Annotated in this window: 20 protein-coding genes; 11 read left to right on the forward strand and 9 right to left on the reverse strand. The window is 69.2% G+C overall.

Annotated elements, in window-relative coordinates:
* Positions 1–194: 194 nt before the first annotated feature.
* The 3 genes from HNQ07_RS13730 to rplT all read left to right on the forward strand — a co-directional run bounded on the left by HNQ07_RS13730 (position 195) and on the right by rplT (position 1,723).
* The gene (locus HNQ07_RS13730) at positions 195–1,025 is read left to right on the forward strand and encodes a GNAT family N-acetyltransferase (RefSeq protein ID WP_184112679.1); all 831 of its coding nucleotides are present in this window, start codon (positions 195–197) and stop codon (positions 1,023–1,025) included.
* A 138-nt stretch (positions 1,026–1,163) separates the two neighbouring features.
* Positions 1,164–1,364: a 50S ribosomal protein L35 gene (gene rpmI, locus HNQ07_RS13735; protein ID WP_184112681.1), complete on the forward strand. Its 201-nt coding sequence runs from the start codon at positions 1,164–1,166 to the stop codon at positions 1,362–1,364.
* 5 nt (positions 1,365–1,369) lie between these two features.
* On the forward strand, positions 1,370–1,723 hold the full coding sequence (gene rplT / locus HNQ07_RS13740) for a 50S ribosomal protein L20 (RefSeq protein ID WP_184112683.1): 354 nt from the start codon (positions 1,370–1,372) through the stop codon (positions 1,721–1,723).
* A gap of 81 nt (positions 1,724–1,804) precedes the next feature.
* Here the strand turns inward: rplT and HNQ07_RS13745 are convergent, their stop codons facing one another.
* Together HNQ07_RS13745 and moaA are read right to left on the reverse strand one after the other, a co-directional pair.
* Positions 1,805–2,497 carry a GntR family transcriptional regulator gene (locus HNQ07_RS13745; protein WP_184112685.1) on the reverse strand — a complete coding sequence of 231 codons (693 nt, stop codon included), beginning with the start codon at positions 2,495–2,497 and terminating at the stop codon, positions 1,805–1,807.
* A 129-nt stretch (positions 2,498–2,626) separates the two neighbouring features.
* On the reverse strand, positions 2,627–3,634 hold the full coding sequence (moaA, locus tag HNQ07_RS13750) for a GTP 3',8-cyclase MoaA (RefSeq protein ID WP_184112687.1): 1,008 nt from the start codon (positions 3,632–3,634) through the stop codon (positions 2,627–2,629).
* 316 nt (positions 3,635–3,950) lie between these two features.
* On the opposite strand from moaA, the gene HNQ07_RS13755 reads away from it, so the two are divergent.
* The 3 genes from HNQ07_RS13755 (at position 3,951) to acs (ending at position 7,992) form a co-directional block, all read left to right on the forward strand.
* Positions 3,951–4,250 carry a DUF485 domain-containing protein gene (locus tag HNQ07_RS13755; protein WP_184112689.1) on the forward strand — a complete coding sequence of 100 codons (300 nt, stop codon included), beginning with the start codon at positions 3,951–3,953 and terminating at the stop codon, positions 4,248–4,250.
* Positions 4,247–5,842, forward strand: coding sequence for a solute symporter family protein (locus HNQ07_RS13760; protein WP_184112692.1), 1,596 nt, complete (start codon positions 4,247–4,249; stop codon positions 5,840–5,842). Before HNQ07_RS13755 ends, HNQ07_RS13760 begins: the two co-directional genes overlap by 4 nt.
* Before the next feature lie 200 nt (positions 5,843–6,042).
* Positions 6,043–7,992, forward strand: a complete 1,950-nt coding sequence (gene acs, locus HNQ07_RS13765; RefSeq protein ID WP_184112694.1) for an acetate--CoA ligase — start codon at positions 6,043–6,045, stop codon at positions 7,990–7,992.
* An 83-nt stretch (positions 7,993–8,075) separates the two neighbouring features.
* On the opposite strand, the gene HNQ07_RS13770 is transcribed toward acs, so the two are convergent.
* Positions 8,076–8,519 carry a response regulator gene (locus HNQ07_RS13770; protein WP_184112696.1) on the reverse strand — a complete coding sequence of 148 codons (444 nt, stop codon included), beginning with the start codon at positions 8,517–8,519 and terminating at the stop codon, positions 8,076–8,078.
* Positions 8,520–8,629: 110 nt separating this feature from the next.
* Positions 8,630–9,796, reverse strand: a complete 1,167-nt coding sequence (locus tag HNQ07_RS13775; protein WP_184112698.1) for an aminotransferase class I/II-fold pyridoxal phosphate-dependent enzyme — start codon at positions 9,794–9,796, stop codon at positions 8,630–8,632.
* Between the two features lie 130 nt (positions 9,797–9,926).
* On the opposite strand from HNQ07_RS13775, the gene nagA reads away from it, so the two are divergent.
* Positions 9,927–11,057, forward strand: coding sequence for an N-acetylglucosamine-6-phosphate deacetylase (gene nagA, locus HNQ07_RS13780; RefSeq protein ID WP_184112700.1), 1,131 nt, complete (start codon positions 9,927–9,929; stop codon positions 11,055–11,057).
* On the forward strand, positions 11,054–12,082 hold the full coding sequence (locus HNQ07_RS13785) for an SIS domain-containing protein (RefSeq protein WP_184112702.1): 1,029 nt from the start codon (positions 11,054–11,056) through the stop codon (positions 12,080–12,082). The genes nagA and HNQ07_RS13785 overlap by 4 nt, the downstream gene beginning before the upstream one ends.
* Before the next feature lie 68 nt (positions 12,083–12,150).
* Here HNQ07_RS13785 and HNQ07_RS13790 read toward each other — a convergent pair whose 3' ends face one another.
* A complete protein-coding gene (locus HNQ07_RS13790) occupies positions 12,151–12,549 on the reverse strand; it encodes a hypothetical protein (protein WP_184112704.1) in 399 nt (132 codons plus the stop codon).
* Between the two features lie 200 nt (positions 12,550–12,749).
* On the opposite strand from HNQ07_RS13790, the gene HNQ07_RS13795 reads away from it, so the two are divergent.
* Positions 12,750–13,256 carry a DUF2721 domain-containing protein gene (locus HNQ07_RS13795; RefSeq protein ID WP_184112706.1) on the forward strand — a complete coding sequence of 169 codons (507 nt, stop codon included), beginning with the start codon at positions 12,750–12,752 and terminating at the stop codon, positions 13,254–13,256.
* A gap of 79 nt (positions 13,257–13,335) precedes the next feature.
* On the opposite strand, the gene rpoC is transcribed toward HNQ07_RS13795, so the two are convergent.
* The 3 genes from rpoC to HNQ07_RS13810 form a co-directional block, all read right to left on the reverse strand.
* On the reverse strand, positions 13,336–17,997 hold the full coding sequence (rpoC, locus tag HNQ07_RS13800) for a DNA-directed RNA polymerase subunit beta' (protein ID WP_184112708.1): 4,662 nt from the start codon (positions 17,995–17,997) through the stop codon (positions 13,336–13,338).
* Positions 17,998–18,135: 138 nt separating this feature from the next.
* Positions 18,136–21,591 (reverse strand): DNA-directed RNA polymerase subunit beta, encoded by a 3,456-nt coding sequence (rpoB, locus tag HNQ07_RS13805; protein ID WP_184112710.1) that lies wholly within the window; start codon positions 21,589–21,591, stop codon positions 18,136–18,138.
* A gap of 306 nt (positions 21,592–21,897) precedes the next feature.
* Positions 21,898–23,058, reverse strand: a complete 1,161-nt coding sequence (locus tag HNQ07_RS13810; RefSeq protein ID WP_184112712.1) for a TDT family transporter — start codon at positions 23,056–23,058, stop codon at positions 21,898–21,900.
* 79 nt (positions 23,059–23,137) lie between these two features.
* Between HNQ07_RS13810 and HNQ07_RS13815 the strand changes: the two genes are divergently transcribed.
* Positions 23,138–24,025, forward strand: a complete 888-nt coding sequence (locus tag HNQ07_RS13815) for a LysR family transcriptional regulator (protein ID WP_184112714.1) — start codon at positions 23,138–23,140, stop codon at positions 24,023–24,025.
* 114 nt (positions 24,026–24,139) lie between these two features.
* Complete coding sequence (locus HNQ07_RS13820) at positions 24,140–24,931, forward strand: hypothetical protein (protein WP_184112716.1); 792 nt, start codon at positions 24,140–24,142, stop codon at positions 24,929–24,931.
* Here the strand turns inward: HNQ07_RS13820 and HNQ07_RS13825 are convergent.
* Entirely contained in the window at positions 24,924–25,550 is a 627-nt protein-coding gene (locus HNQ07_RS13825) for a tetratricopeptide repeat protein (RefSeq protein WP_184112718.1), read from the reverse strand. The two genes, HNQ07_RS13820 and HNQ07_RS13825, sit on opposite strands and share 8 nt — an antisense overlap.
* Between the last annotated feature and the right edge of the window lie 32 nt (positions 25,551–25,582).

Raw genomic sequence — 25,582 nt, forward strand, 5'->3', positions numbered from 1 at the left:
GGGCGTGGAGGTGAACTGGCCTCCCCGCCCCAGCTGTGTCCCGGACCGCCCGTCGGCCCCCGTACAGTGAAGCCGTATCCCGGAGGTGCCCCATGACCCGATCCGATCTGCTCCGTGTCCCGCGTGCCGTCCGTTCCACGGTCACCGCCTGCTGAGGTTCGCCCCGGTGACCGGCCCCACCCGAGGTCACGTCCTTGAACAGCGCCACCATCGAGCCGGCCACCCCTGACACCCTGCCCGATCTGTACGCCCTGCACCCCGACGCCACCGCGGCTGCCCGGCTGATGGAGACCTTCCGGGGCCGGGTCGAACGCGGCGAGGTCACCCTGTCGGACACGCTGATCCTCCGCACACCGCGCGGTGTCGAGGGCAGTGTGACGTTCGGTGCCATGCCGCATCCCTACGTCTTTCCCCACCTGCGCGCCGACGCGCCCGCCGCAGCGGTCACGGCCTTCCTGCTCGAAGTCCGTCGCAGATTTCAGGTCATGCCCGAACGGCAACTCGTGCTGGACAGCTCGCGCGCCGCCGTGGGACACGGTTCCGTGCTCGCGGCCGGCTGGGTACTGGACGATACCCAGGTCATCTACGAGACGGATCTGACGGTGGCTCGCCCTGCGCCCGACCCGCACGCGAGCGAGGGCGGCGCGGAGCTGCTGGCCCACGCGGAGATCCAATCTCTGCTCGCCGCGCTCGGCCGGTCCGCCCTCGGTCACGCTGAGGGCCACCGGCGGGGGTGGACGCTGGTGGCCCTGGCCGCCGGTGCGGACGACGCGGCCCCGGTGGCCCTCGGAGCGTATGGCCCGGCGAAACCGGGGTACGGGGGCGTGGACATGATCGGTGTGCGGCCAGACCGGCGTGGTCTCGGCCTCGGGACCCGGCTGCACCGTCACCTGCTGGCCCGCCTGAGTGACGATCACGACCGGCACGGCGGCGTCACCGCTGCCGACAACCACGCCATGCGCCGCATCTTCGAGAAGAGCGGCTCCGTCCACACCGGCACGCAGCAGTACTTCCGGCAGCCTTGACCCGTTCCCCCGTCCTCGTGTAGAGTTCTCTCTTGGTCAAGTGGGGCAGGGCGACCAACGGCTGGCACCGTCCAGCGGCCCGAACCCCAGACGGAAGCCTTCCCAGGAAGTGCGACCGGACTACGAAGGAGGGCAACCATGCCCAAGATGAAGACGCACAAGATGGCCAAGCGCCGCGTGAAGATCACCGGCACGGGCAAGGTCATGGCGTTCAAGAGTGGCAAGCGCCACCAGAACACCGGCAAGAGCGGCGACGAGATCCGCGGCAAGGGCAAGGGCTTCGTCCTGGCCAAGAGTGAATGGGCGCGCATGAAACTCATGCTGCCGAAGGGGAAGTGAAGTAGATGCCTCGCGCCAAGACCGGGATCATCCGCCGCCGCCGCCACAAGAAAGTCCTGAAGCGCGCCAAGGGCTTCTGGGGCAGCCGCAGCAAGCAGTACCGCAACGCCTTCCAGACCCTGCTGAACGCCGCGACCTACGAGTACCGGGATCGCCGCAACAAGAAGCGTGACTTCCGCCGCCTGTGGATTCAGCGCATCAACGCGGGCGCCCGCCTGCACGGCATGAACTACTCCACCTTCATCGGCGGCCTGAAGCGCGCCGGCATCGACCTGAACCGCAAGGTGCTGGCCGACATCGCCGCCCGCGAACCGGACGCCTTCCGCGCCCTGGTGGACGCGGCGAAAGCCGGCAAGTAAGACCCAATCAGCGGCGCCGCCTCCAGTGATGGAGGCGGCGCTCGCCTTTGGGCTGTGAGGTGTGGGCTCGAAGCCCGCAGCTCAGGGCTCGAAGGTGTCCTGGAAGGCGTAGCGGTCGCCGCGCACCCAGTAGTTGACGTAGCTGGCGCGGCGCTGGCCGCTGTAGGTGGTGCGGCGCAGCAGGAACGCGGCGGTGCCCAGCGGCACCCGCAGCAGATCGGCCTCCTCCTGGCGCAGGTTGACGGCCTCCAGGTTCTGCTCGACGCGTTGCAGCGGTACGCCCAGCGTGACCATGGTCTCGTGGATGCTCTCGACGCCCAGGTTGTGTTCCAGGAGCGCCGGCACCAGCGCGGCGTTGATGTAGCGCTTCTCGATCACCAGCGCCTCGTCGCCGGCGGTGCGCAGGCGGTGGACGAAGATCACGGGGTCGCCGGGCTGGATCTGCAGCACGATGGCGATCTCGGGCGTGGCCTCGATCTGCATGGCGCGCAGTACGGTGGTGCGGTGGTCCGGGTGGCGGGCCCATTCCTTGAAGGGGCGCACGCGGAACATGCCCTGGCGGAAGCGTTTGCCGGTGGGAAAGGTGCCGGCGCCCTGCACGCGGTAGACGTAGCCCTCGCGTTCGAGTTCGTCGATGGCGCGCCGGGCGGTCATGCGGGACACCTCGAATTCGCGGGCGAGCTGCGGTTCGCTCGGCAGCGGGAGGCCCTCGGTGTAATGGCCGCCCAGCAGGCGGTCTTTCAGGGTCGATTTGATGAGCGGGTACTTCGCCATGCATCCCTCCGGTGGCGTCCGCTGGCAGGCGGGGCTTCATCTCATCTTAGGGTTAGTGTCCACAGGACACAAGGTTGTCTGGGCTGTTCCCGAACTGGGGACAACAACGGCGGGTCAGTCCGTGGGCGCTCAGCCGCCGATATGCGACATCTCAACCTTGCCGGCGCGTCCGGGCGTGGCCTCGCCGCGCTCCTCGGAGTAGCGGTCGCGGCGGCTTGCCCACACGCCCTCGATCACGGCGCGCACCTCGGCGTCGCTGGCCCCGGTCCGCAGCGGCGCGCGCAGGTCGGTGCCGTGCCCGGCGAACAGGCAGGTGTACAGCACCCCGACCGCCGACAGCCGCGCCCGCGAGCAGTCGCCGCAGAACGGCGCGCTCACCGACGAGATCAGGCCGACCTCGTGGCCCTGGGCGCCCACATGGCGGGCTGCCACCTCTCCCCGGTAGTTCGCGTTCGCGGGCTGGAATTCGGCCCCGTCGCCGCCCTCGCTCAGGCGGGCCAGCACCTCGCGCGACGGCACCACGCTGTCCAGGTTCCAGCCGTTGTGGTTGCCCACGTCCATGAACTCGATGAAGCGCACCACGGCTTTATCGCGCAGGGCCAGCCACAGTTCGCGCAGGCCGTCCTCGTTCACGCCGCGCTGCACCACCGTGTTCACCTTCACGCCCAGGCCCGCGTGCAGCGCCGCCTCGATGCCGTCCAGCACCCGTTGCGGGTGGGTGCCCAGGCCGTTCATCCGTCCGAAGATCTCCGGGTCCAGAGAATCGATGCTGACCGTCACGCGGTGCAGACCCGCCGCCTTCAGCTCCCCGGCCAGCCGGGGCAGCAGCAGGCCGTTGGTGGTCAGCGCGACGTCCTCCACGCCCTCAAGACGCGTCAGGCGGGCGATGAGCGCCGGGAGCCCCCGCCGCAGGGTGGGCTCGCCGCCGGTGATCCGCAGCTTGCGCACGCCCAGCTCCACGAACACGCGGGCCAGCCGCTCAATCTCCTCGAAGCTCAGCAGTTCCGAGCGTGGCAGGAAGGCATAGTCCGGGCCGAACACGTCTGCGGGCATGCAGTACGTGCAGCGCAGGTTGCAGCGGTCGGTCACGCTGATGCGCAGGTCACGCAGGGGCCGGGCCAACTGGTCGCGGAGCATCGGGTCCACGATACGCGCTGCACCGTTGGATTTCAGCGGGTGGCGCCGCATTCCCGCCCACAGCGGTTGCCCTGGCTCGTTGAACGTGTTGTCCACTGATGTCTAGATGATCCACGGACGCCCGAAAGCGGCCTGGAGACGCGCCGCCGGCCCGTTTCCTGCCCATTGGAGCCGGGTGCCGGGCGGTTGTTCCGTCGTCGGGAACACCCCCCATTCGGCTCATCCATTGATTTCGCCGGGTCACGCTTCTACGCTGGCAGCAGTCACACAACTCCAATCGGGCCGACCGGCCCACGCTCGCCCGCAGGAGGCACGCATGACCGTATCCCGATCACGCCCGAGTCCCGTCCCGGCCCGGAACGCCGCGTACCAGCAACTGGTCGCGCAGCGCAACGCCTTCACGGTCACCATGACCGTCACGTTCCTGGTGCTGTACTTCCTGCTGCCGGTGCTGGCCGGGTACAACAAGCCGCTGATGGCCACCAAGGTCTTCGGGAACGTCACCTTCGGGTACGTGCTGGCCTTCCTGGAATTCGTGATGGGGTGGGTCATGGCGTACATCTACGTGGTCCGTGCCCGCGCCTTTGACCGCCTGGCCGAAGAGGCCCGCCAGTGACCTTCCTCCTCGCCGCGATCATCGTCGCCATCACGCTGGGCGTGACCTTCTGGGCCAGCCGGCGCAACACCAGCGCCGGAGACTTCTACGTGGCCGGGGGCCGCATCAGCGCGACGCAAAACGGCATCGCCATCGCCGGGGACTACATGAGCGCCGCGTCGTTCCTGGGGATCACTGGCCTCATCGCCCTGAACGGCTACGACGGCTTCATGTACTCGGTCGGGTGGTTCATCGCGTACCTCACGGTGCTGTTCATCGTGGCCGAACCCCTGCGCAACCTCGGCAAGTACACCCTGGCGGACATGCTGGTCTACCGCCTGAAAGACCCGCGCGTGCGGACCTACGCGGCCGTGAGCACCATCGTCATCAGCACCTTCTACATGATCGCGCAGGTCGTGGGCGCGGGCTCGCTGATCAGCCTGCTGTCGCGCGGGGCCATCAGCGCGGACATCGCCATTCCGCTGGTCGGCGTGCTGATGATCGTGTACGTCGTGGTGGGCGGCATGCTCGCGACCACGTGGGTGCAGATCATCAAGGCGATGCTGCTGATGTTCGCCACCATCGTCATGACCCTGCTGATTCTCACCAAGTTCGGCTTCTCGTTCTCGAACCTGCTCGGGCAGGTGGAGGCCAAGAACGGCGCGGAGTTCCTGGGCGCGGGCGTGAAGTACAAGAATCCCATCGACCTGATCTCGCTGTGCCTGGCGCTGGTGCTCGGTACGGCCGGGCTGCCGCACATCCTGGTGCGCTTCTTCACCGTGCCCACCGCGCAGGACGCCCGCAAGAGCGTCGTGTGGGCGATGGTGCTGATCGGCGCGTTCTACGTCATGACCGCCTTCATGGGCAACGCCGCCAATGTCCTGCTCGGCAAGGACGCCATCGAGGCGGCCAACAAGGCCGGGAACATGGCCGCCCCGCTGCTCGCGGAGGCGCTGTTCGGCGGCGCGGGCACGGCCGGCGGCGAGTTCGGGCTGGCCTTCGTGACCGCCGTGGCCTTCGCGACCATCCTGGCGGTCGTGGCGGGCCTGACCATCAGCGCCAGCACGTCGTTCACGCACGACATCTACAACGGCGTCCTGAAGGGCGGGCAGGCCAGCGAGGCCGACCAGTTCCGCGTGGCCCGCGTGGCGACCATCGGGGTGGGTGTCGTCGCCATCCTGCTGGGGCTGGCCGCCAAGACGCAGAACGTGGCCTTCCTGGTGGCGCTGGCCTTCGCGCTGGCCGCCAGCGCCAACCTGCCGGTGATCCTGTTCACGCTGTTCTGGCGCCGCTTCAACGCCACCGGCGCGATCTGGGGCATCGTGGGCGGCATCCTGTTCACGCTGCTGCTGATCGCGCTGAGCCCCAACATCATGAAGATCGACCCGGACACGCTGACCACCGGGCGGCATCTGATTCAGGCCAACGCGATCTTCCCACTGGAGAACCCGGGCATCGTCAGCATTCCGGTCGGGTTCCTGTTCGCGTACGTGGGTACCCTGCTGGGTGCGTCCCGCCGCAACGCCGCCCAGGACGACCGTGACTTCGAGGAGATGCAGTTCCGGGCGTATACCGGCGCCGGCACCGACGGCACCGTGGCCGCGCACGACTGAGCGTCACCGCTGGCCGCGCCTGGAGGGGTGTCCAGGCGCGGCTTTTTCGGCCCAGCTCCGGCCCGGCCCCGGCTCCAGTACCCGCGCAGTAACGCCCGTCCTGAATCCCACCTCGGGCGCGTTAGAGTGCTGCCAACACGACGTTATCGCCAGCCGCGCCGAGCGGCGCATCCCGATTCCGAACCGGCCCGGAGGATTCCATGACCACACCGCTGTCCGACCACATCGACGCCATGCTGCACGAGGACCGCGTGATCGCGCCCAGCGAGGCCTTCGCCGCGCAGGCCCGCGTGACGCGGGAGGACTACGACCGCCTGTACCGCCAGAGCATCGACGACCCGCAGACCTTCTGGGCCGACGTGGCGGGCGAACTGGAGTGGATGACGCCGTGGACGCAGGTGCTCGAGTGGCAGGAGCCGCACGCGCAGTGGTTCGTGGGCGCGCAGACGAACATCGCGCACAACGCCCTGGACCGCAACGTCGCGCGCGGCCTGGGCGACAAGCGCGCCATCGTGTGGGAGGGCGAGGACGGCGAGGTCCGCACCTACACCTACGCCGAGCTGCTGGCCGAGGTCAAGAAGGCCGCGAACGCCCTGAGTGGCCTGGGCGTGCAGGCTGGCGACCGCGTGACCCTGTACCTGCCCATGATCCCCGAGGCCGCCATCGCCATGCTCGCGTGCGCGCGGATCGGGGCGGCGCACTCGGTCGTGTTCGGGGGCTTCTCGGTGTCCGCCCTCTCCGACCGGATCAACGACGCGCAGAGCACGGTGCTGATCACCGCTGACGGCGGCCTGCGGCGCGGGAACCTGGTGCCCCTCAAGGCGAACGCCGACGAGGCCGCGAGGACCACGCCGGGCCTGCAGCACATCGTGGTGGTGAACCGTGGGGGCAGCAACCCGCCCATGCAGGAGGGCCGCGACGTGTGGTGGCACGACCTGCTGGCCGGCGCCGGCGAGGAGCACGACGCCGTGCCCGTGGACAGCGAGCATCCGCTGTTCATCCTGTACACCTCGGGCAGCACCGGCAAGCCCAAGGGCGTCCTGCATACCACCGGCGGGTACATGGTCGGCACGTACCTCACCACCCGCACGGTGTTCGACCTGCGCGACGACGACGTGTACTGGTGCACCGCCGACGTCGGCTGGGTCACCGGGCACAGTTACATCGTCTACGGACCGCTGCTGAACGGCGCGACCGTCCTGATGTACGAGGGCGCGCCCAACCAGCCGGACTGGGGCCGCTTCTGGGACATCGTGCAGAAGCACCGCGTCACGATCCTGTACACCGCGCCCACCGCCATCCGCGCGATCATGCGCCAGGGCGACGCGTATCCGAACGCCTACGACCTGAGTTCGCTGCGCCTGCTCGGCTCGGTGGGCGAACCGATCAACCCCGAGGCGTGGATGTGGTACTACCGCGTGATCGGCGGCGAGCGCTGCCCCGTGGTGGACACGTGGTGGCAGACCGAGACCGGCTCGATCATGTTGACCACCCTGCCCGGCGCGTACCCCAGCAAACCCGGCAGTGCCGGCCTGCCGATGTTCGGCGTGGACGCCGCGATCATGACCCGCGAGGGCCAGGAACTCGGCCCGAACGACGGCGGCCTGCTGGTGATCAAGAAGCCGTGGCCCAGCATGCTCCGCACCGTGTACGGCGACGACGCACGCTACCGCAAGAGCTACTGGGGCGAGATTCCGCACGTGTACTTCGCCGGCGACGGTGCCCGCCGCGACGCGGAGGGCTACTACACCGTGATGGGCCGCGTGGACGACGTCCTGAACGTGTCCGGGCACCGCCTGGGCACCATGGAGATCGAATCCGCCCTGGTCGCGCACCCCAGCGTGGCCGAGGCCGCCGTGGTCGGCCGCCCCGACGACGTGAAGGGCGAGTGCGTGGTTGCGTTCATCACCCCGCAGGGCGGCCACACTGTCGATCCCGCCGCCCTGCGCGCCCATGTCAGCAAGGAGATCGGCGCCCTGGCGCGGCCCGACGCGATCATCGTCGCCGAGGCCCTACCCAAGACGCGCTCCGGCAAGATCATGCGCCGCTTCCTGCGCCAGATCGCCGCGGGCCGCGCCATCGAGGGCGACACCAGCACCCTGGAAGACCCCAGCGTGCTCGACCGCCTCGCCGCCACCGAGGCGGTCTGACGGAGGCGCGCGCTTCGCCACGGAACCTCCACCACAAGAGCGGCCCGGCAATGCGCCGGGCCGCTCTGTTTCCTGCTGCAGGGTCAGCTGGGCAGGGAGGCGGTGCGCAGCCAGAACGTGCGCACCGCCTGCACGACGTCCTCGTACTCGCTGAACAGCCGGGGCTTGCAGATGTACGAGTTCGCATAGGCCTCGTAGGCCCGGCGCACGTCCTCGCGGGCGTTGCTGGTGCTGAACACCAGCACGGGCAGGGCGCGCAGGGCCGGATCGCGCTTGAGGTGTTCCAGCAGCCCGAAACCGTCCATGCGCGGCATGTTCAGGTCCATCAGCACGATGTCCGGCAGGGCCTGCTGGTCACTGAGCTGACGGTGCAGGTAGTCCATGGCGTCCACACCATCCGAACATACCGAGAAGGTCGGTGTGGGCTCCAGCGACTCAAACGCTTCCCGCGTCAGGTAGGCGTCGTCCGGATTGTCCTCGACCAGCAGGATATGCAGCGGCGCATGGGGGGACTGGAAGGCTGTCATAGGGATGAGTTCATGATAAAGGACAGGGTCGAATCAAACGTGCTCCAGATGAGATTGATCCCTGAGCAAACCCAGAGGCACGCTCCACGCTTCCTTGGGGTCGCCAGACCTTACGCCACCGCCACCGGTGATACCCCGGCGCTCGCCAGGGCCTGCGCGGCGGTGGCGAGCACCTCCGGCGGTTGCACCAGGGCGAGGCGCACGAAGCCCTCGCCCTGCGTGCCGAAGGCCCGCCCGGGGCTGAGGGCCACGCCGGTCTGCTCGGCCACGCGCAGCGCGAAGGCCACCGAGTCCGTCAGGCCCGGCACGCGCGCCCACGCGAACATGCTCGCCTGCGGGAGCGCCACGTCCCACCCCAGGGCCCGCAGGGCGGGAACCAGCGCGTCGCGGCGGGCCTCGAAGGTCGCCGCGCCCACCCGCCCCACGGCGTCCGGCAGGCCCAGCGCCACCGTCGCGGCGCGCTGGATGCCCAGGTAAGGGTGGAAGTCCACCGCGCCCTTCACGCGCGCCAGCGCGGCCAGAGCGCCGGCGTCGCCTGCCGCGAAGCCCACCCGGAAGCCGCCCATGTGGTGCGTCTTGCTCAGCGAGTGCAGTTCCACGATGCCGTCCAGCCCCGCCTCCAGGGCACTGGGCGCGCGGTAGGCCCCGAAGGTGAGTTCCGCGTACGGATTGTCGTGCACCAGCAGCGTGCCCCGCTGCCGGCACCACGCGGCCGCCCGCGCGAAGAACGCCGCGTCCGCCACGGCGGAGGTCGGGTTGTTGGGGTAGTTCAGCAGCAGCACGCGTGGACGCACGCTGTCCGGCACGGCGTCCAGGTCTGGCAGGAAGCCCGCCTCGGCGCGCAGCGGTACCGTCACGACATTCAGGCCCGCCACCGCCGCGGCGCCCAGGTACGGCGGGTAGCACGGGTCGGGCAGCAGCAGCGTGTCGCCGGGGTCGGTCACGGCCAGCAGCAGGTGCGCCAGGCCCTCCTGCGCGCCGATCAGGGGGAGCACGCCGGCGTCCGGGTCGGCACTGACCCCGAAGCGCCGGTGCAGGTACGCGGCGGCGGCCACCCGCAGGGGCCGCGTATCGCTGGTCATCGGGTAGCGGTACGTGGCCGGATCGCGCGTCGCGTCCCGCAGCGCGTCCAGCACGACCTCCGGCGGGTGCAGGTCTGAGGAGCCGATGCTCAGGTCGATGACGGCCCTGCCGGCGGCCCGCGCGCGGCCCATGGCCTGGTCCATCAGCGAGAAGACGCTGCCGGGCACGGCAGACGTGCGGTCAGAAGCCCACATGGCGCGCAGCCTACCAGAGCCCCCGGCCGCGCGGCGGGCAGTGATCGGCACCACTGGACGCCGCGGTGTGCCGCCCACTGCACTACGCTGAACGCCGACCGTCCACCCTGCTCACGCCCCGAGGTACCGCATGTCCACACCCGCCACCCGCCTGACCGGCCAGCTCGTCCTCGGTGACCGCGTCGTTCCGGGCCACCTCGACTTCACGTCCACCATCGCCGCCATCACGCTCCTGCCGGACGCGCCGGCCACCCTGATCCTGCCGGGCTTCATTGATGCTCACGTACACGGTGGAGACGGCGCGGACACCATGGACGGCCCGGAGGGCGTGCGGCAGCTCGCCCGCTTCCACGCGCGCCACGGCACGACCACGCTTCTGCCCACCACCATCACCAACCCGTGGGAGGACGTGGTGCGCGCCCTGAACGCCGTGCGCGAGGTGATGCAGCAGGGGGTGCCGGGCGGACCGGACATCCCCGGGGCGCACCTGGAGGGGCCGTTCATCAGCCCCGGCCGGCTGGGTGCGCAGCCGCCCTTCACGGTGCTGCCCGAGCCGGAGCTGGTCCGGCAGGTGCTGGAGACCAGCGTGGTCCGCGCCGTGACCATTGCTCCGGAACTGCCGGGCGCGCTGGACGCAGCGCTGGCGATGGGAGCGGCGGGCGTGCGGATCGGGATCGGCCACACCCGCGCGGACACCGCGACCGTCACCGCGTTTCTGGGCACGCTGCACGCGGCGGGCGTCCGCACCTGTGCCACGCACCTGTACAACGCGATGGGCGGTATCGAGGGCCGCGAGCCCGGCGTGCCCGGCGCGCTGCTGGCCGATTCGCACGCGTGGTTCGAGGTGATCCTCGACCTGCTGCACGTGCATCCCACGTCCTTCCTGCTGGCCCGGGCGGCCGCGCCGGAGCGCGTCACGCTGGTCACGGACGCCATGCGTGCCGCCGGCCTGGGCGACGGTGATAGCGAACTCGGCGGGCAGCGGGTGATCGTGCGCGGCGGCGAGGCGCGGCTCCCGGGCGGCTCGCTGGCCGGCAGCGTGCTCACCATGGACCAGGCCCTGCGCAACGCGGCCCGCAGCGGCATTCCGCTCCCCGAGGCGAGCCGCATGCTCAGCGCAGTGCCCGCCGCCTCGCTGGACCTGGCGGACCGCGGCACCCTGAGCACCGGGCAGCGGGCGGACGTGGTGGTGCTGGACACCGACCTGAACGTGCAGGCCGTCTACGTGGGTGGCGTGCCCATTCCCGGAGCGGGCGCATGACCGCCGACTCGGTGATGCTGACCGAGGCCCGCGAGGCGCCGCAGGTGATCGCCCGCCAGCTGCGCGAGAACGTGGACGTGGTGGCCGCCCTGGCCGCGGCCCTGCGGGAGCGCCGGCCCGCGTACGCGGTCACGGTCGCGCGCGGCAGCAGTGACCACGCCTGCACGGTGCTGAAATACGCGCTGGAAACGCACCTGCACCTGCCGGTCGCCAGCCTGGGCCCCAGCGTCCTGACGCTGTACGGCGCGCGGCTCGACCTGCGCGGCGCCCTGCTGATCGCCGTGTCGCAGAGCGGCGCCAGCCCCGACGTGGTCGAGAACGTCCGCGCGGCCCGCGACAGCGGCGCCCTGACCGTCGCCCTGGTCAACGTGGAGGGCAGCGACCTCGCGCACGCGGCCGAGTTCGTGCTGCCGCTGCGCTGCGGCGAGGAGCGCGCGGTGGCGGCGACCAAGAGCTACCTCGCCAGCCTGGGCGCGTTCCTGCCGGTCATTGCGGCTCTGACCGATGATGAGGCCCTGAGCGCCGCGCTCGCGGGCCTGCCGGACGTCCTCTCGCGCACCCTGGACGTCGAGGCGAGCGCCGACGACCTCGCGCAGCGCTACCGCTTCGCGGAGAACCTACTGGTGCTCGCGCGTGGCCTACACTACGGCGTCGCCCAGGAGGCCGCGCTGAAACTCAAGGAGACCAGCGGCATCCACGCCGAGGCGTACTCCGCCGCCGAGTTCGCGCACGGCCCCCGCCGCCTGCTCGCCGAGGGCCTGCCCCTGCTGGGCTTCGCGCCCAGCGACGCCGCCCGCGACGCCACCCTGGCCGCGTACGACGACCTGCGCGCCGCCGGCGCCGACCTGCGCACCATCGGCCCGGCTCCGGGCAGCACCCTGCCCACGCCCGCCACCGGCCACGCCCTCACGGATGTCCTGCCCAGCGCGCTGGCGTTCTACCTCTTCGCCGCGCACCTCGCCCGGCACCGCGGCCTGAATCCGGACGCCCCGCCCGGCCTGAGCAAGGTCACCCGCACCCGCTGACCACACACCAAAAAAACTCCCCCGGAGTGGGGGAGTGGAGGCACGGTCCTGGAGGCACCGTCCGGACGTTATTCGCCGTAGGCGGCGCCGTACACCGGGATGGACACGTTGGTCAGTACGTCCCCGCCCGACTGCAGGGCGATGGTGGCGACGCTGTTCACGGCGGTGGTGGTGTTCGAGCGGCTGACCGTCACGTGCAGCAGGGCCGAATCGCCGCGCGTCGTCACGTCGTCCAGGGCGATGGTGGTGCCCTCGGGCAGGCCGCTCACGGCGATGCTCAGGTCGCTGGGCACTGAGCCGCCCAGGGCCGTCAGGGGCACTTCCACGGCCATCCAGCTGCTCTCCGTCTGGAGCGCCGTGTACTCCATGCCGCTGTCGTCCGTGGCATAGGCCTGGGGGGCAGCGGCGAACGCGGTGGTGGCGGTCAGGGTCAGGGCGGCAACGGCGGTCATCAGCAGCTTGTTCATGGTCGGTCTCCTTGTTCCGTCCGGTGGCGGCCCCTGTGGCCTTCCTGCCGGCGCTGAACAGAGCATGCCGGCCCTGTTCGCAGGCGCGGTGTACGGAATGCGAAGGTTGATCGAATACTGATGCCGGTACTTCACGTGCTGGACAGGCAATTCACATCGGGCGCCCAGAAAGCCCCATCCGGCCACCTACAATCGGGCATATGGCCGACGCCAGCCTGGAAGTCCTCACGTCCATGATTACGCCCGCCGTGCTGATCAGCGGGGCCGGTACGCTGCTGATGAGCACCAGCACCCGCGTGGGCCGCGCCACCGACCGCGTGCGGCAGCTCACGGCGCGCTTCAAGGTGCTCGTCAGCGAACAGGGCCGCACCGAACCCCTGGCCCGCGAGGAAAAGCAGATGATCATGCGTCAGCTCCCGCGCCTCGCCCGGCGCAGCCAGCTCCTGACGCGCGCCATGACCGCCATGTACATCGCCGTGGCACTCCTCGTCCTGACCAGCATCCTGATCGGCGCGGCCAGCCTGTCGCGCCTGAGTTTCGGGCTGGTGCCGGTGCTCATGGCGATCCTGGGCGCGGCGTCGCTCGCCATCGGCGCGTTGATCCTCACCTTCGAGATGCGCCTGAGCGCCCGCACCACCAAGGAGGAGATGGGCTTTCTGGTCGGCCTGGGGAAGCACTACGCCGGGCTGTACGCAGACAGAGACTGAGTAGAACGGCAAACCCCCACCCGTTCCCAGGTGGGGGCTCTTCGCTCGACCATCAGCTATCGACGATCAAGCATCAGCGTCAGTTCGTGTACGTCACGTTCTCGTTCACCATGCCGGGGCGGGTGTCGTCGTACGTGCGGTCGCCCGTCACGGAGTCGCTGCTGCTGCCGGCCTCGCCGTACTTCTCCAGCGTGCGGTCGTCCGCGACCTGCATGTCGCGCACGGTCTGCAGGCCGGTGCCCGCGGGAATCAGCTTCCCGAGGATGACGTTCTCCTTCAGGCCGATCAGGTCGTCCACCTGGCCCTTCATGCTGGCTTCGGTCAGCACGTGGGTGGTGTGCTGGAAGCTCGCCGCCGACAGCCACGACTTGGTGGTCAGGCTGCTCTTGGTGATGCCCAGCAGGACAGGCTTCCACGAGCTGGGCGTGCTGCCTTCGGGCAGGGCGTCGTTCGCCTGGTCGACTTCCCAGCGCTCGACGGTCTGACCCTCGAGCAGGTCGGTGTCGCCGCCGTCCACGATCTCCACGTAGCGCAGCATCTGGCGGATGATCACCTCGATGTGCTTGTCGTGAACCTTCACGCCCTGCGAGCGGTACACGCGCTGCACTTCGTCCACCAGATACTTCTGGGCAGACTCGTTGTCCTTGTGTTCCAGCAGGTCGTGGGGGTTGACCGCGCCGCGCGTGAGCTGCTGCCCGGCCTCGACGCGCACGCCGTCACGGATGTCGGGGGCCAGACGGGTGGCGCGCGAGACCTTGTGCAGCTTGCCGCTGTACTGGGCGTCGTCGGCTTCCACCTTGATCAGGTAGCGTTCCTCTTCTTCCGTGATGTGCAGCGTGCCGGTGGTGTCGGCGATCAGGGCCGGCACCTTGGGCTTGCGGGCCTCGAACAGCTCGATCACGCGGGGCAGACCCATGGTGATGTCGCCGCTACCGGCCACGCCGCCGGTGTGGAAGGTGCGCATCGTGAGCTGCGTGCCGGGCTCGCCGATGGACTCGGCAGCGACCACGCCGACCGCCTCGCCCATGCTGACCGGCTTGGCCTGTGACAGGTCGTAGCCGTAGCACTTCTGGCACACGCCGCTCTTGACGCGGCAGTTCAGTGGGGTGCGGACGTAGATCTCCTGAAGCTGCTTGGCGTCCTTGGTGATCGCCTTGACGTCTTCCAGGGACAGCATCTCGCCCTCGCGCAGGGTGCGGCCACCGCTCAGTTCGACGTCGGCGGTCAGCGTCCGGCCGTAGATCGAGGTCTCGATCTCGCTGGCCTTGCGGCTGCGCCACTCGCCGGTGCGGTCATCGGTCGCGCCCAGGCTAATGGTGCTGTAGTCGGTGGTGCCACAGTCCACGTCGCGCACGACGACTTCGTGGGCCACGTCCACCAGCTTGCGGGTCAGGTAGCCGGAGTCGGCGGTGCGCAGCGCCGTGTCGGCCCCGCCCTTACGCGCGCCGTGCGTGCTGATGAAGTACTCCAGCACGGTCAGGCCCTCGCGGAAGGACGCCAGGATCGGCACCTCGATGGTGCTGCCGTCGGGGCGGGCCATCAGGCCGCGCATCCCGGCGAGCTGCGTGATCTGCTGCGCGTTCCCACGCGCGCCGGACTGGCTCATGATCCACAGCGGGTTGAAGGGGTAGTTCTGGCCGAAGTTCTCGAACATCGCGTTCTTGACTTCGTCCTTGGTGTCGTTCCACAGCTGCACGACCTGCTTGTACCGCTCTTCTTCGGTCATGAAGCCGAACTCGTAGTTCTGCTCGATCTCCGCGACCTGCGCGTTGGCGCGGGCCAGGATCTCGGGCTTGCTGGGCGGAATCACGATGTCGTCGATGCCGATGGTGATGCCCGAGGACGTGGAGAGCTTGAAGCCCGAGTCCTTCAGGGCGTCCAGCAGCCCGGCGGTCGCCTCGATGCCCAGGTGCTTGAAGCACGCCATGACCATGTCCTTGAGGGCGTCTTTCTCGTACGCGGTCTCGAGGTTGACCAGGGTGTCGACCAGGTGCGCCTGGTTGCCCAGGGCCTCCATGACCAGGCGGCGGAACATCACGCGCCCGGCGCTGGTGTCGAAGGTGGTGCCGTTCAGGCGGATGCGGACGTGATCCTGATAGTCGATCTCGCCGCGCTCGACCGCCATGATCGCCTCGTCGGGGTTGCTGAAGATGTACTTCAGGCGCCCGGCGCTGATCTCGCGGCCGTTCAGCGTGATGGGGCTGTTCAGGGCGATGGTGCCGGCGTCTAGGGCGCTCAGGACGTCCTGCTCGCTGGCGAAGTCGGTGCCGGCGCCCAGGTTGTCCTTGCGCAGCAGCGTCAGCGTGAAGATCCCCAGGATGATGTCGCGGCTGGGCTTGACGTTCGGCTCGCCGTTGGCGGGCGACAGCAGGTTGTGCGACGCCAGCATCTGGATGCGGGCCTCGGCCTGCGCCTGCGCGCTCAGCGGGACGTGAATCGCCATCTGGTCGCCGTCGAAGTCGGCGTTGAAGGCTTCACAGACGAGCGGGTGGAGCTGGATGGACTGGCCTTCCACGAGCACCGGCTCGAAGGCCTGGATGCCCAGTCGGTGCAGCGTGGGCGCGCGGTTGAGCAGCACGACCTTGTCCTCGATGACCTCTTCCAGCGCGTCCCACACGGTGTCGCGGGTGTCGCGGTAGCGTTCGAGCATCTTGCGGGCCTGCTTGATGTTCGTGACCTCGCCCTTCTCCTCGAGCACCTTGAACAGGAAGGGCTTGAAGAGCTCCAGCGCCATGCGCTTGGGCACCCCGCACTGGTGCAGCTTGAGCTGCGGGCCGACCACGATGACCGAGCGGCCGGAGTAGTCCACGCGCTTGCCGAGCAGGTTCTGGCGGAAGCGGCCCTGCTTGCCGCCGAGCAGGTCGGTCAGCGAGCGCAGGCTGCGGTCAGAGCCGGGGTTGGTCACGGGGCTGCCGCGGCGTCCGTTGTCGATCAGCGCGTCCACCGCTTCCTGAAGCATGCGCTTCTCGTTGCGGATGATCATGTCGGGCGCGCCCTGGTTGATCAGCTTCTTGAGGCGGTTGTTGCGGTTGATCAGGCGGCGGTACAGGTCGTTCAGGTCGCTCGTCGCAAAGCGCCCGCCGTCCACCTGCACCATCGGGCGCAGGTCTGGCGGCATGACCGGCACGGTGTTGAGGATCATCCACGTGGGGTTGTTGCCGCTGCGCTTGAACGCGCGCGTCACTTCCAGCCGTTTGCGCGCCTTGGCGCGCTTGTGGCGGCTCGAGTCCTTCATCTGCTCGCCCAGCTCAGCTTCCAGGGTGTCGAGGTCGAGGTCGTCCAGCAGCTCCTTGACGGCCTCGGCGCCCATCTTCGCCTCGAAGTCGTACGACTCGATGACGCGCACCTGCTTGCGCACCAAGTCGATCTCGATGCGGCCGCTGATCTCGCTGCGGAGGTTGCCGGAGTCGGCCAGCTCGTCGCCGGGCTCGACGCGGTCGCCGTTGACGACCAAGGGCTCGTCCTGGTACGGGTAGACCTTCGCCTTGCTCACGATCACGCTTGCGGGCGCGTGCAGCGTGATGACGCCGTCCGCTTCCGCCGTGACCTGCTCCTCGACGTCGATCGCCCCGATGACCCGCTGGCCCTTGCGGACCGTGCTGCCGTCACCGACCAGCACGTGCATGGTGGGGTTGATGGGGTACTCGGCGCGGCGCACCCAGTGGGCGGTGACCGTCGTGTCGCCCTTCTTCTTGGGGAAGGTCACGCCCGTGAGGCTGGAGTCACGGCTCACGCGCAGGCGCTGGCCGGACTTGGCGCTCGCCAGCACCGCGCCGGCGTCCACGATCTCGCCGTAGGCCACCTGCACGTCCATGCCGTGCGGGATGTACACGCGGGCGATGATCTCGCCGGCGGGGACGGGCGCGGCCGGCGCGGCGTCCTCGTCGTCGGAGGCGGGCGCGCTGGGCGCCACGGCGCTCTCGCGCAGCTCGACCATCACCGAGTCCTCGCCCATGTCGTGCAGGAAGGCCGTGCCCGCAACCGGCGCGGTGATCTCCACGTCGCTTTCCAGCTCGGCCAGGATCTCGCCGGCGCGGAAGCTGTCCTGCTGCACCAGCGCGTCGGCGGGCACGGGCAGGGTCGCCTCGACTTCCTCGCTGTACGCGATCTCGGCGCGGCGCGGGAAGCGGAACTGAGCCAGACCGTCCATCTTCGCGACCACGTTGCCGCCCAGGGTCTGCCCGCGCGTCACGTACTCGCCGTCACGGATGACCGCTTCCTGGCCGTTGGGGATGGTGTAGGTCTCCTGGCGGCCGAAGCGCAGCTCGCGGTACTCGTCGTCCGAGAGCAGCTCGCCGCGCTTGAGGGGCCGGCCGTCCTTCTGCGCGTTGCGCGGATCGGTGACCAGGAAGGAGCTGAAGTACAGCACCTTTTCCAGCTGCCCGGCACTCAGGTCGAGCAGCGTGCCGATCTTGCTGGGCGTGTCCTTGACGTACCAGATGTGCGCGGCCGGCGTCGCCAGGTCGATGTGACCCATGCGGTAGCGGCGCACCTTGCTGGACGTGACTTCCACACCGCAGCGCTCGCAGACCTTGCCCTCGTAGCGCTGGCGCTTGTACTTGCCGCACGCGCACTCGTAGTCCTTCTGCGGCCCGAAGATGCGCTCGTCGAACAGGCCCTCGCGCTCGGGCTTCAGCGTGCGGTAATTGATGGTCTCGGGTTTTTCCACCTCGCCAAAGCTCCACTCGCGGATCTTCTCCGGGCTGGCGATGGCGATACGGACTTTGTTGAAGTCTTTCAAATTGATCGTGCTCCTTGAGTGGAGGCGTGGTCGTGCATGAAGCCCATCAGTCTACGGGTCTGTGGCCTGAACATTCAGTGAGTTCGTGCCATTTCAGGCCTCAGACCCCAACTGCCCTTGAAGCTCAGTGCCCGCGCATCAGCGCTTGGGCATCATCCCTTCGAAGATGTCCACGTTCTTGTCGTGGGTATCGAGCACCTCGACATCCAGGCCCAGCGAGTGGAGTTCCTTGACGAGCACCTTGAAGGACTCGGGGATGGTGCTGCCGGAGACTTCCTCGCCCTTGACGATGCTCTGGTACGCGGCGTCGCGGCCGTCGATGTCGTCGGACTTGATGGTCAGCATTTCCTGAAGGGTGTGCGCCGCGCCGTAGGCCTCGAGCGCCCACACTTCCATCTCGCCGAAGCGCTGGCCGCCGAACTGCGCCTTGCCGCCCAGCGGCTGCTGGGTGATCAGGCTGTACGGGCCGGTGGAGCGGGCGTGCAGCTTGTCTTCCACCATGTGGTACAGCTTCATCACGTACATGGTGCCGACCACGACCGGGCCGCTGATGGGCTCACCGCTGCGGCCGTCGTACAGGATGCTCTTGCCGGTGCGGGCGAGCTGCATCTGGGCCTTCTCGTAGTCGCCGTTGGGGGCGTCCACGACGCCGACCTTGCCGGCGCGGTCGAGCACTTCCTGCTCGCGCTTGTCGAGCTCGAAGCCCTCGTCCTTGAGGCGCTGCAGCCGCTCGGCCGCCGCGACTTCCAGCATCTCCTTGATGGACGCTTCCGTCACCGAGTCGAACACCGGGGTCTCGAACTTCTGGCCGGTCAGGCGGGCCACCTCGCCCAGGTGCGTTTCCAGGATCTGGCCCAGGTTCATGCGGCTGGGCACGCCCAGCGGGTTGAACACCAGGTCGACCGGCGTGCCGTCTTCCAGGTAGGGCATGTCCTCGGGGGCCATGATCTTGGACACGACGCCCTTGTTGCCGTGGCGGTTGGCCACCTTGTCGCCCACCTGCAGCTGACGCTTCTGGGCCACGTACACGCGCACCATCTCGCGCACGCCGGGCTTGAGGTCCACGCCCTCGTCGCCGCGGCGGAAGCGCACGGTCTTGACCACGATGCCGCCCTGACCGGACTGCACGCGCAGCGAGGTGTCCTTCACTTCACGGGCCTTCTCGCCGAAGATCGAGCGCAGCAGGCGTTCTTCCGGGGTGGGTTCGGACTCGCCCTTGAAGGACGTCTTGCCGACCAGGATGTCGCCGGGCTTGACCTCGGCGCCCACACGCACGATGCCGTCCTCGTCCAGGTCGCGCAGCGCGGCTTCCGACAGGCCCGGGATGTCGCGGGTGATCTTCTCCGGCCCGAGCTTGGTGTCGCGCGCCTCGATCTCGTCTTTCTCGATGTGCACGGACGTGTAGAAGTCCTTGCGCACCAGGCCCTCGGAGATGCAGATGGCGTCTTCGAAGTTGAAGCCGTCAAAGGGCATGATCGCGATGGTGATGTTCTGCCCCAGCGCCAGGCGGCCGAGATCCGAGGCGGGACCGTCCGCGATGACCTGCCCGCTCACCACGTCGTCGCCCACGTTCACGATGGGGTGCTGGTCGAGGTTGGTGCCCTGGTTGGAGCGCGTGAAGCGCACGAGTTCGAAGGTGCGCACGTTGCCCCGGACCATGCTGGCCGCCGCGGAGTCCTCGGTCAGCGTGACCTGGATGTTGCGGGCGTCCACGTAGGTCACGCGGCCCGTCACGTCGCTCACGACGCTGGTGCCGGAGTCCGTCACCACGCGGCGCTCGACGCCGGTGCCCACGGCGGGCGAGTCGGCGCGCACCAGCGGCACGGCCTGCGACTGCATGTTCGATCCCATCAGTGCGCGGTTGGCGTCGTCGTGCTCCAGGAAGGGAATCAGCGACGTGTTGATCGACACGATCTGCTTGGGCGACACGTCCATGAAGTCGACTTCTTCGGGCGTGTACCACAGCGGGTCGCCCTTGCGGCGGGCCAGAACGCGCTCGTCGCTGAAGGTGCCGTCCGGCTGCAGCGGCGAGTTCGCCTGCGCGATGGTGTAGCGATCCTCGATGTCGGCCGTCATGTACTCGACCGTCTCGCTGACCTTGCCGTCCTGCACGCGGCGGTACGGGGCCTCGATGAAGCCCAGGTCGTTCACCTTGGAGTAGCTGGCGAGCGAGGAGATCAGGCCGATGTTCGCGCCTTCGGGCGTCTCGATCGGGCAGATGCGGCCGTAGTGCGTACGGTGCACGTCGCGCACGTCGAAGCCGGCGCGCTCGCGGGTCAGGCCGCCCGGCCCCAGGGCCGAGATGCGGCGCTTGTGGCGCAGGTCGGACAGCGGGTTGGTCTGGTCCTTGAACTGGCTGAGCTGGCTGCGCCCGAAGAACTCGCGCATGGCCGCCACGATGGGGCGGTTGTTCACCAGCTTGGTGGGCGTCGCGGCGTCCGGGTTGCCAAGCAGCATGCGCTCGCGCACGCCACGCGCCATGCGGCCCATGCCCACGCGGAGCTGGTCGGCGAGCAGTTCGCCCACGGTACGCACGCGGCGGTTGCCGAGGTGGTCGATGTCGTCCTCACCGACCGGCACGTCGTGCAGCACGCCGTCGGCGTCGGCCATCGGCACGGTCTCGCGGCCGTACTGCAGCGCCATCAGGTAGCGGATGGTGTCCACCAGACCGGCGTCGCTGAACTTGCCGTCCTGGAAGGTCAGCAGGGTGTGCTCGCTGCGCTGCACGCCCAGCTTGCGGTTCATCTTGAAGCGGCCGGGCTCGCCCAGGTCGTAGCGCCGGGGATCGGCCAGCAGGCCGTAAAGGTACTGGATCGCCTTGTCGCGCTTGGGCGGGTCGCCGGGGCGCAGCACCGTGAACAGGCGCAGCAGCGCTTCGTCGGCGCCCATGCCGGCGCTCTTGTCCTCGGGCAGCTCCAGATCAGGCTCGAACTCCGTGAACAGCGAGCGCAGCTGGGCGTCGTCGTAGCCGAGCACGCGCAGCAGCATCGCCACGGGGAACTTGCGCTTGTTGACCTTCATCTCCAGGATGCCGGACGCGAATTCCAGCTCGATCCACGGCCCACGCTTGGGCATGGGGATGATCGCGCCGGTGTACATCTTCTTGATGCCCTTGTAAGAGCTGGTGAAGTACACGCCGGGCGAGCGGTGAATCTGCGAGATCACGACGCGGTCGGCGCCGTTGATCACGAACGAGCCGTCCTCGGTCATCAGCGGCAGGTCGCCCAGGAAGACCTGGTCTTCCTTGATCAGGCCCGAGTCCTTGTGGATCAGCTGGAGCTTGGCGTACATCGGGGCCTGGTACGTCAGGTCCTTCTCGCGGCACTCTTCCGGCGAGTAGGGCGGATCGCCCAGGCGGTACTCGAGGAAGTCGAGCACCAGACCCGTCGAGCGGCCCTTCTCGGTCTCGTCGATGGGGAAGACTTCCTTGAAGGCACTCTGAAGGCCGACATTGCTGCGCTTCTCGATGGACGTGTCAGCCTGGAGGAAGGCACGGAAGGAATTGACCTGCACTTCCGTCAGGTTCGGAAGCGGAATCACTTCCGAGATTTCACCGAAACGTTCGATGCGGGGTTCTTGTTTGTTGAGCGTCATGCACACCTCGCCGCGCACCCTGCGTACTCCCTGCGTCCCCTCGGGGCCAAAACGGCGCAGGAGGAACCGCAACCCTTCTCGGTCGCGTTCCCTGAAATAAGAAATTAGTTGTGGTGTCCGCTGGATACCAAGGAACTCCTGCGCGACCCATCATGGTCGGCCAAAGGCGAGTATAGAGGACACGGGGGTAAAGAGTCAACTGGGGCCTGCCGGTGGAGAAGGCGGCGGGAGGGGTCCGAAAGCCGCCCGCAGGTCGAAGGAACGGGTCGATGCCCGGTCAGTCCTAGAGGCGCGAGGCCCCGCTGCTCAGGATGCGTGGGGAAGTGGTCCAGGGACGGTCGCGGGCAGCCCCTGCTCACGTGGCAGGAGTGCCGCGGCGAAGAGGTGACCCGAGCACGCCCCCCGCACCGTACGGACGGTCACGAGCGTCCACAGGGCGGTGAGCGCAGTCACCAGAACGTGGCCCAGCGTGGAGAAGACGTTCAGGTGCGTCAGCGCCCCCAGGCTGAAGGTCGCGGCGGCGTACACACCGAGCGGGAAGGTCAGGCCCCACCAGCCCAGGTTGAACGGCAGGCCCCGGCGCAGGACGTGCAGGGTGGTCATGGTGGCGAGCGCCAGCCACCACCCGCCGAAGCCCCACAGCACCAGCCCGCCCACCAGCCCCATGCCGGTCAGCGTGGGCGCGAGGGCGCCCAGGCCCTGCGCGGCCAGGACGCGCGGCGCGGCGTCGCCCAGTTGCAGCAGGGCGAGGGCACCCGTGGCGAGCGGTCCCAGCGGCAGGAACATGCTCACCGCGAGGTCTGGCGTGGGCAGCCCGTGCTGTGCGAGGCGCAGGATCAGGACGGCGATCAGCATCAGGGCCAGCGGCACCGACAGCGCGAACAGCACGTAGCCGGCGTAGACGAGCGGCGCGGCCGCGTGCTCGCTCAGGTGCGGCGCGATCAGGCCTGCGCTCGCGGCGGCCACCTCCGACGCCACCACCGGCAGCAGCCACACCCCGGTCATGCGTTCCAGGGCGTGATCCTGCCGAGTGAACATCACGTAGGGCACGAGCAGCCCCACCAGCACCGAGAGCAGAGCGTCAAAGGCCCACAGGTCGCGTGCCAGCCACGCGGCCCCGGCCCCCCAGCGCGGCACGCCGTACACGATCAGCCCGTTGATGAGGGTCGCCAGTCCCATCGGCAGCGCGCCCAGAAACATGCTCTGGACCGGGTGCACCAGGGTGGCGCGGCTCTCATGCGGATACAGCGCGAGCCGCGCCACCGACAGCCCCGTGAACACGGCGAACACGGCCATATTCATCCACCACAGGCCCTCGCCGAGGAGCGCCGCGCCGGGAACGGGCACGTGCGGCAGCAGCAGCGCGAGGATGCCGGTGCCCATCGTCGCGGCGAACCAGTTGGGCGTAAAGCCCCGGACGACTCCGGCGAGTCCCTCTGGGTGGGCAGAAGCGCACGGGGTGGTCATGCCCGGAGGCTAGGGCGGCGCGTCCATAAACTCAAATCACCATTCTCTCTACTGCCCCAAAAATCACTAATATCTTGTGGTGGCCCTGAATCCGGAGCACCTGCTGACCTTTGCCCGTGTGGCCCGGCTGGGAAGCCTCAGCGCCGCCGCCGGGGAGCTGAATCTCACGCAGCCTGCCGTGTCCAGCCAGCTCAAGCTGCTGGCGCACGCGGTCGGCGAGCCGCTGTTCACCCGGCACCGCAGCGGCGTGACCCTCACGGACGCCGGGTCGGCCCTACTCCCGCACGCACAGGCGCTGTCCCGCGTGCTGGACGGCGCGCGCACCGTGATTCAAGAGCGGCGGGGCCTGGAGGCTGGCCTGCTTCGCCTCGCTGCGAGCAGCACCATCGCTGCCGGCCTGCTGCCCGGCCTGCTCGCCACGTACCACGGCCGGCATCCCGCCGTGGCCTTCCACATCCGCCAGGGAAACACCCAGGAGGTGCTGGCCGCCCTTCAGGCTGGCGCGGTCGAGATCGCACTGATCGAGGGACCGGGCGGCCCCGTGCTCCCTGAGTGGCAGCGGCAGGTCTTCGCACACGACGAACTCGTGCTGGTGGGGGCTCCTGGCTTCACGCCCGACCCGTCCGCCCCGCTGCCGCTGATCTGGCGCGAGCGCGGCAGCGGCACCCGCGAGGTGGCCGAACAGGCGCTCGCCGCAGCGGCGCTGGTCACGTCCAGCCGACTGGAACTGCCGGGCACGGACGCGGTCAAGGAGGCAGTCATCCAGGGCCTGGGCGCCGCGATCCTGCCAGAACTGCGGGTGCGGCGGGATCTGGAGTTCGGGGTGCTGACACGGCTGCCGCTGGACCTGCCGGGCCTGCGCCGCCCACTCACCCGTGTGAGCCTGGAGACGGAGCAGCTCTCCCACGCCGCCCGCGCCTTCCTGGGTGTGCTGCACGGCCATCACAGCGGGCCGACTGGAGACTGAACCCCGTGCCCGGCGCGTCCGGAGACCGTGCCGGGGTGGCGGCACTCGTCTCGGCTGTTGTCCGATTCTCCATCCTGCCCGCTGTGCTGCACGCTCGGCCGGTAGCATGGCGCTGTGGACGTCCTCGCTCCGTATCTGCCGACCCTCTACCTGATCGTGCGCGGCCTGGCGGTGCTGTGCCTGATCCACGCCATCGCCACGCGACAGCAGCCGTACCTGATGATCATGCTGGGCCTGGGCGCCGTGCTGGGCAGCCTCTTCGGGCTGGCGTTCACGGTGTACTACGCCTTCGCCGTGCTGTTTCCGGCGATGCGCGGCGGCTCGCGGGCCGCGGGCCGGGCCGTGGCGCGCGGCGTGGACGCCCTCAAACCCCTCGACCTGCGCATCCGCGACGCGCAGGCCGAACTCGCCGAGAGCGACACCCTGCAAAACCGCGCGGACCTCGCGGCGCTCCAGGCCCGCGCAGGCCGCCAGGACGACGCGCAGGCCACTCTAGAGCCCCTGCTGCGCGGCCTGTACGCCGACGATCCGGTGGTGCTGCTCACCAGCGCCGAACTCGACCTGGCCCGGCAGCACCCGGCCGACGCCGAGGCGAAACTGAACAAGGTCGACCTGAAGACCAGCGCCGCCACGCGCACCCGCACGCTGACCCTGCTGGCCCAGGCCCAGGAGGCCCAGGGCAAGCCCGACGCCGACGCCACCTTCCAGCAGGCGATGGTCGCCGCCACGACCGAGGAACCCCGCGCCCGCTACGCCGCCTTCCTGGTCCGGCAGGGCCGGGGTGGAGAGGCCCGAGCGGTCCTGGAGCAGATGGCCAAGACCGAATCCCGCGCCACGGCGCTGTACCGCCGGCAGGAACGCGAGTGGTTCCAGATGGCGGCGGGCCTGCGCCGGGACCTCAGGTAGGGTTGAGAAGGGCCAGGACGTTGCGGGCAGCCGGTTCGTCGCCGGCCGTGCGGAAAGCGGTCAGGGCGAGGGTCCACTCGGCCGCCGCCTCCGCCGCGTGACCGTGGGCGGCGTGCCACTCGCCCAGCCCCCGGTGGGCACAGCCCACGGCGACAGAGTCCGTCGTCCGCTGCGCGCACAGCAGCGAGGTCTCGAAGTGGGAGCGGGACTCTGTGGCCCGGCCCAGGTGCAGCGCGACCAGCCCGAGCTCATAGGCGTTGATGGCCACCGCGAGGTCGTCGTCGCCCAGCGCGGCAATGAGGCGGCGTTCCTCCTCGAAACACGACCACGCGGCCGTCCAGTTGTCCGCCATGCGCTCCACCATGCCGAGCTGATGGAGCAGCACATGCTCGGTCTGGAGGGTGCCGCTGGCCTGCGCGTCCTGCCGGAGCGCGCCGTAGATGGCGCGGGCACGTCCGAGGTGGCCGGTGGACGCCGCACAGTACCCCAGGTTGAAGCGGGCCTCGAAGATGCCCTCGGGCGGCGTGGTGGGATCGTCCAGCACGGCCTGGAACAGGACTTCCGCCGCCGCGTAGTCGCCCCGGGTGTACCGCGCCCAGCCCTGCCGAAGTCGGTCCATGGCGTCACTGTGAGGGTGGTTCGCGCGTCCAG

This window comes from Deinococcus metalli, from assembly GCF_014201805.1.
Lineage (GTDB): Bacteria > Deinococcota > Deinococci > Deinococcales > Deinococcaceae > Deinococcus > Deinococcus metalli.

Bases quoted from the DNA above. Each gene is read 5' to 3' on its own strand.
- rpmI (WP_184112681.1), top strand. From the start codon at position 1,164: ATGCCCAAGATGAAGACGCACAAGATGGCCAAGCGCCGCGTGAAGATC.
- rpoB (WP_184112710.1), bottom strand. From the start codon at position 21,591: ATGACGCTCAACAAACAAGAACCCCGCATCGAACGTTTCGGTGAAATC.
- acs (WP_184112694.1), top strand. From the start codon at position 6,043: ATGACCACACCGCTGTCCGACCACATCGACGCCATGCTGCACGAGGAC.
- HNQ07_RS13755 (WP_184112689.1), top strand. From the start codon at position 3,951: ATGACCGTATCCCGATCACGCCCGAGTCCCGTCCCGGCCCGGAACGCC.
- HNQ07_RS13825 (WP_184112718.1), bottom strand. From the start codon at position 25,550: ATGGACCGACTTCGGCAGGGCTGGGCGCGGTACACCCGGGGCGACTAC.
- HNQ07_RS13785 (WP_184112702.1), top strand. From the start codon at position 11,054: ATGACCGCCGACTCGGTGATGCTGACCGAGGCCCGCGAGGCGCCGCAG.
- HNQ07_RS13745 (WP_184112685.1), bottom strand. From the start codon at position 2,497: ATGGCGAAGTACCCGCTCATCAAATCGACCCTGAAAGACCGCCTGCTG.
- HNQ07_RS13795 (WP_184112706.1), top strand. From the start codon at position 12,750: ATGGCCGACGCCAGCCTGGAAGTCCTCACGTCCATGATTACGCCCGCC.
- HNQ07_RS13790 (WP_184112704.1), bottom strand. From the start codon at position 12,549: ATGAACAAGCTGCTGATGACCGCCGTTGCCGCCCTGACCCTGACCGCC.
- HNQ07_RS13770 (WP_184112696.1), bottom strand. From the start codon at position 8,519: ATGACAGCCTTCCAGTCCCCCCATGCGCCGCTGCATATCCTGCTGGTC.
- moaA (WP_184112687.1), bottom strand. From the start codon at position 3,634: ATGCTCCGCGACCAGTTGGCCCGGCCCCTGCGTGACCTGCGCATCAGC.
- HNQ07_RS13775 (WP_184112698.1), bottom strand. From the start codon at position 9,796: ATGTGGGCTTCTGACCGCACGTCTGCCGTGCCCGGCAGCGTCTTCTCG.
- rplT (WP_184112683.1), top strand. From the start codon at position 1,370: ATGCCTCGCGCCAAGACCGGGATCATCCGCCGCCGCCGCCACAAGAAA.
- nagA (WP_184112700.1), top strand. From the start codon at position 9,927: ATGTCCACACCCGCCACCCGCCTGACCGGCCAGCTCGTCCTCGGTGAC.
- HNQ07_RS13810 (WP_184112712.1), bottom strand. From the start codon at position 23,058: ATGACCACCCCGTGCGCTTCTGCCCACCCAGAGGGACTCGCCGGAGTC.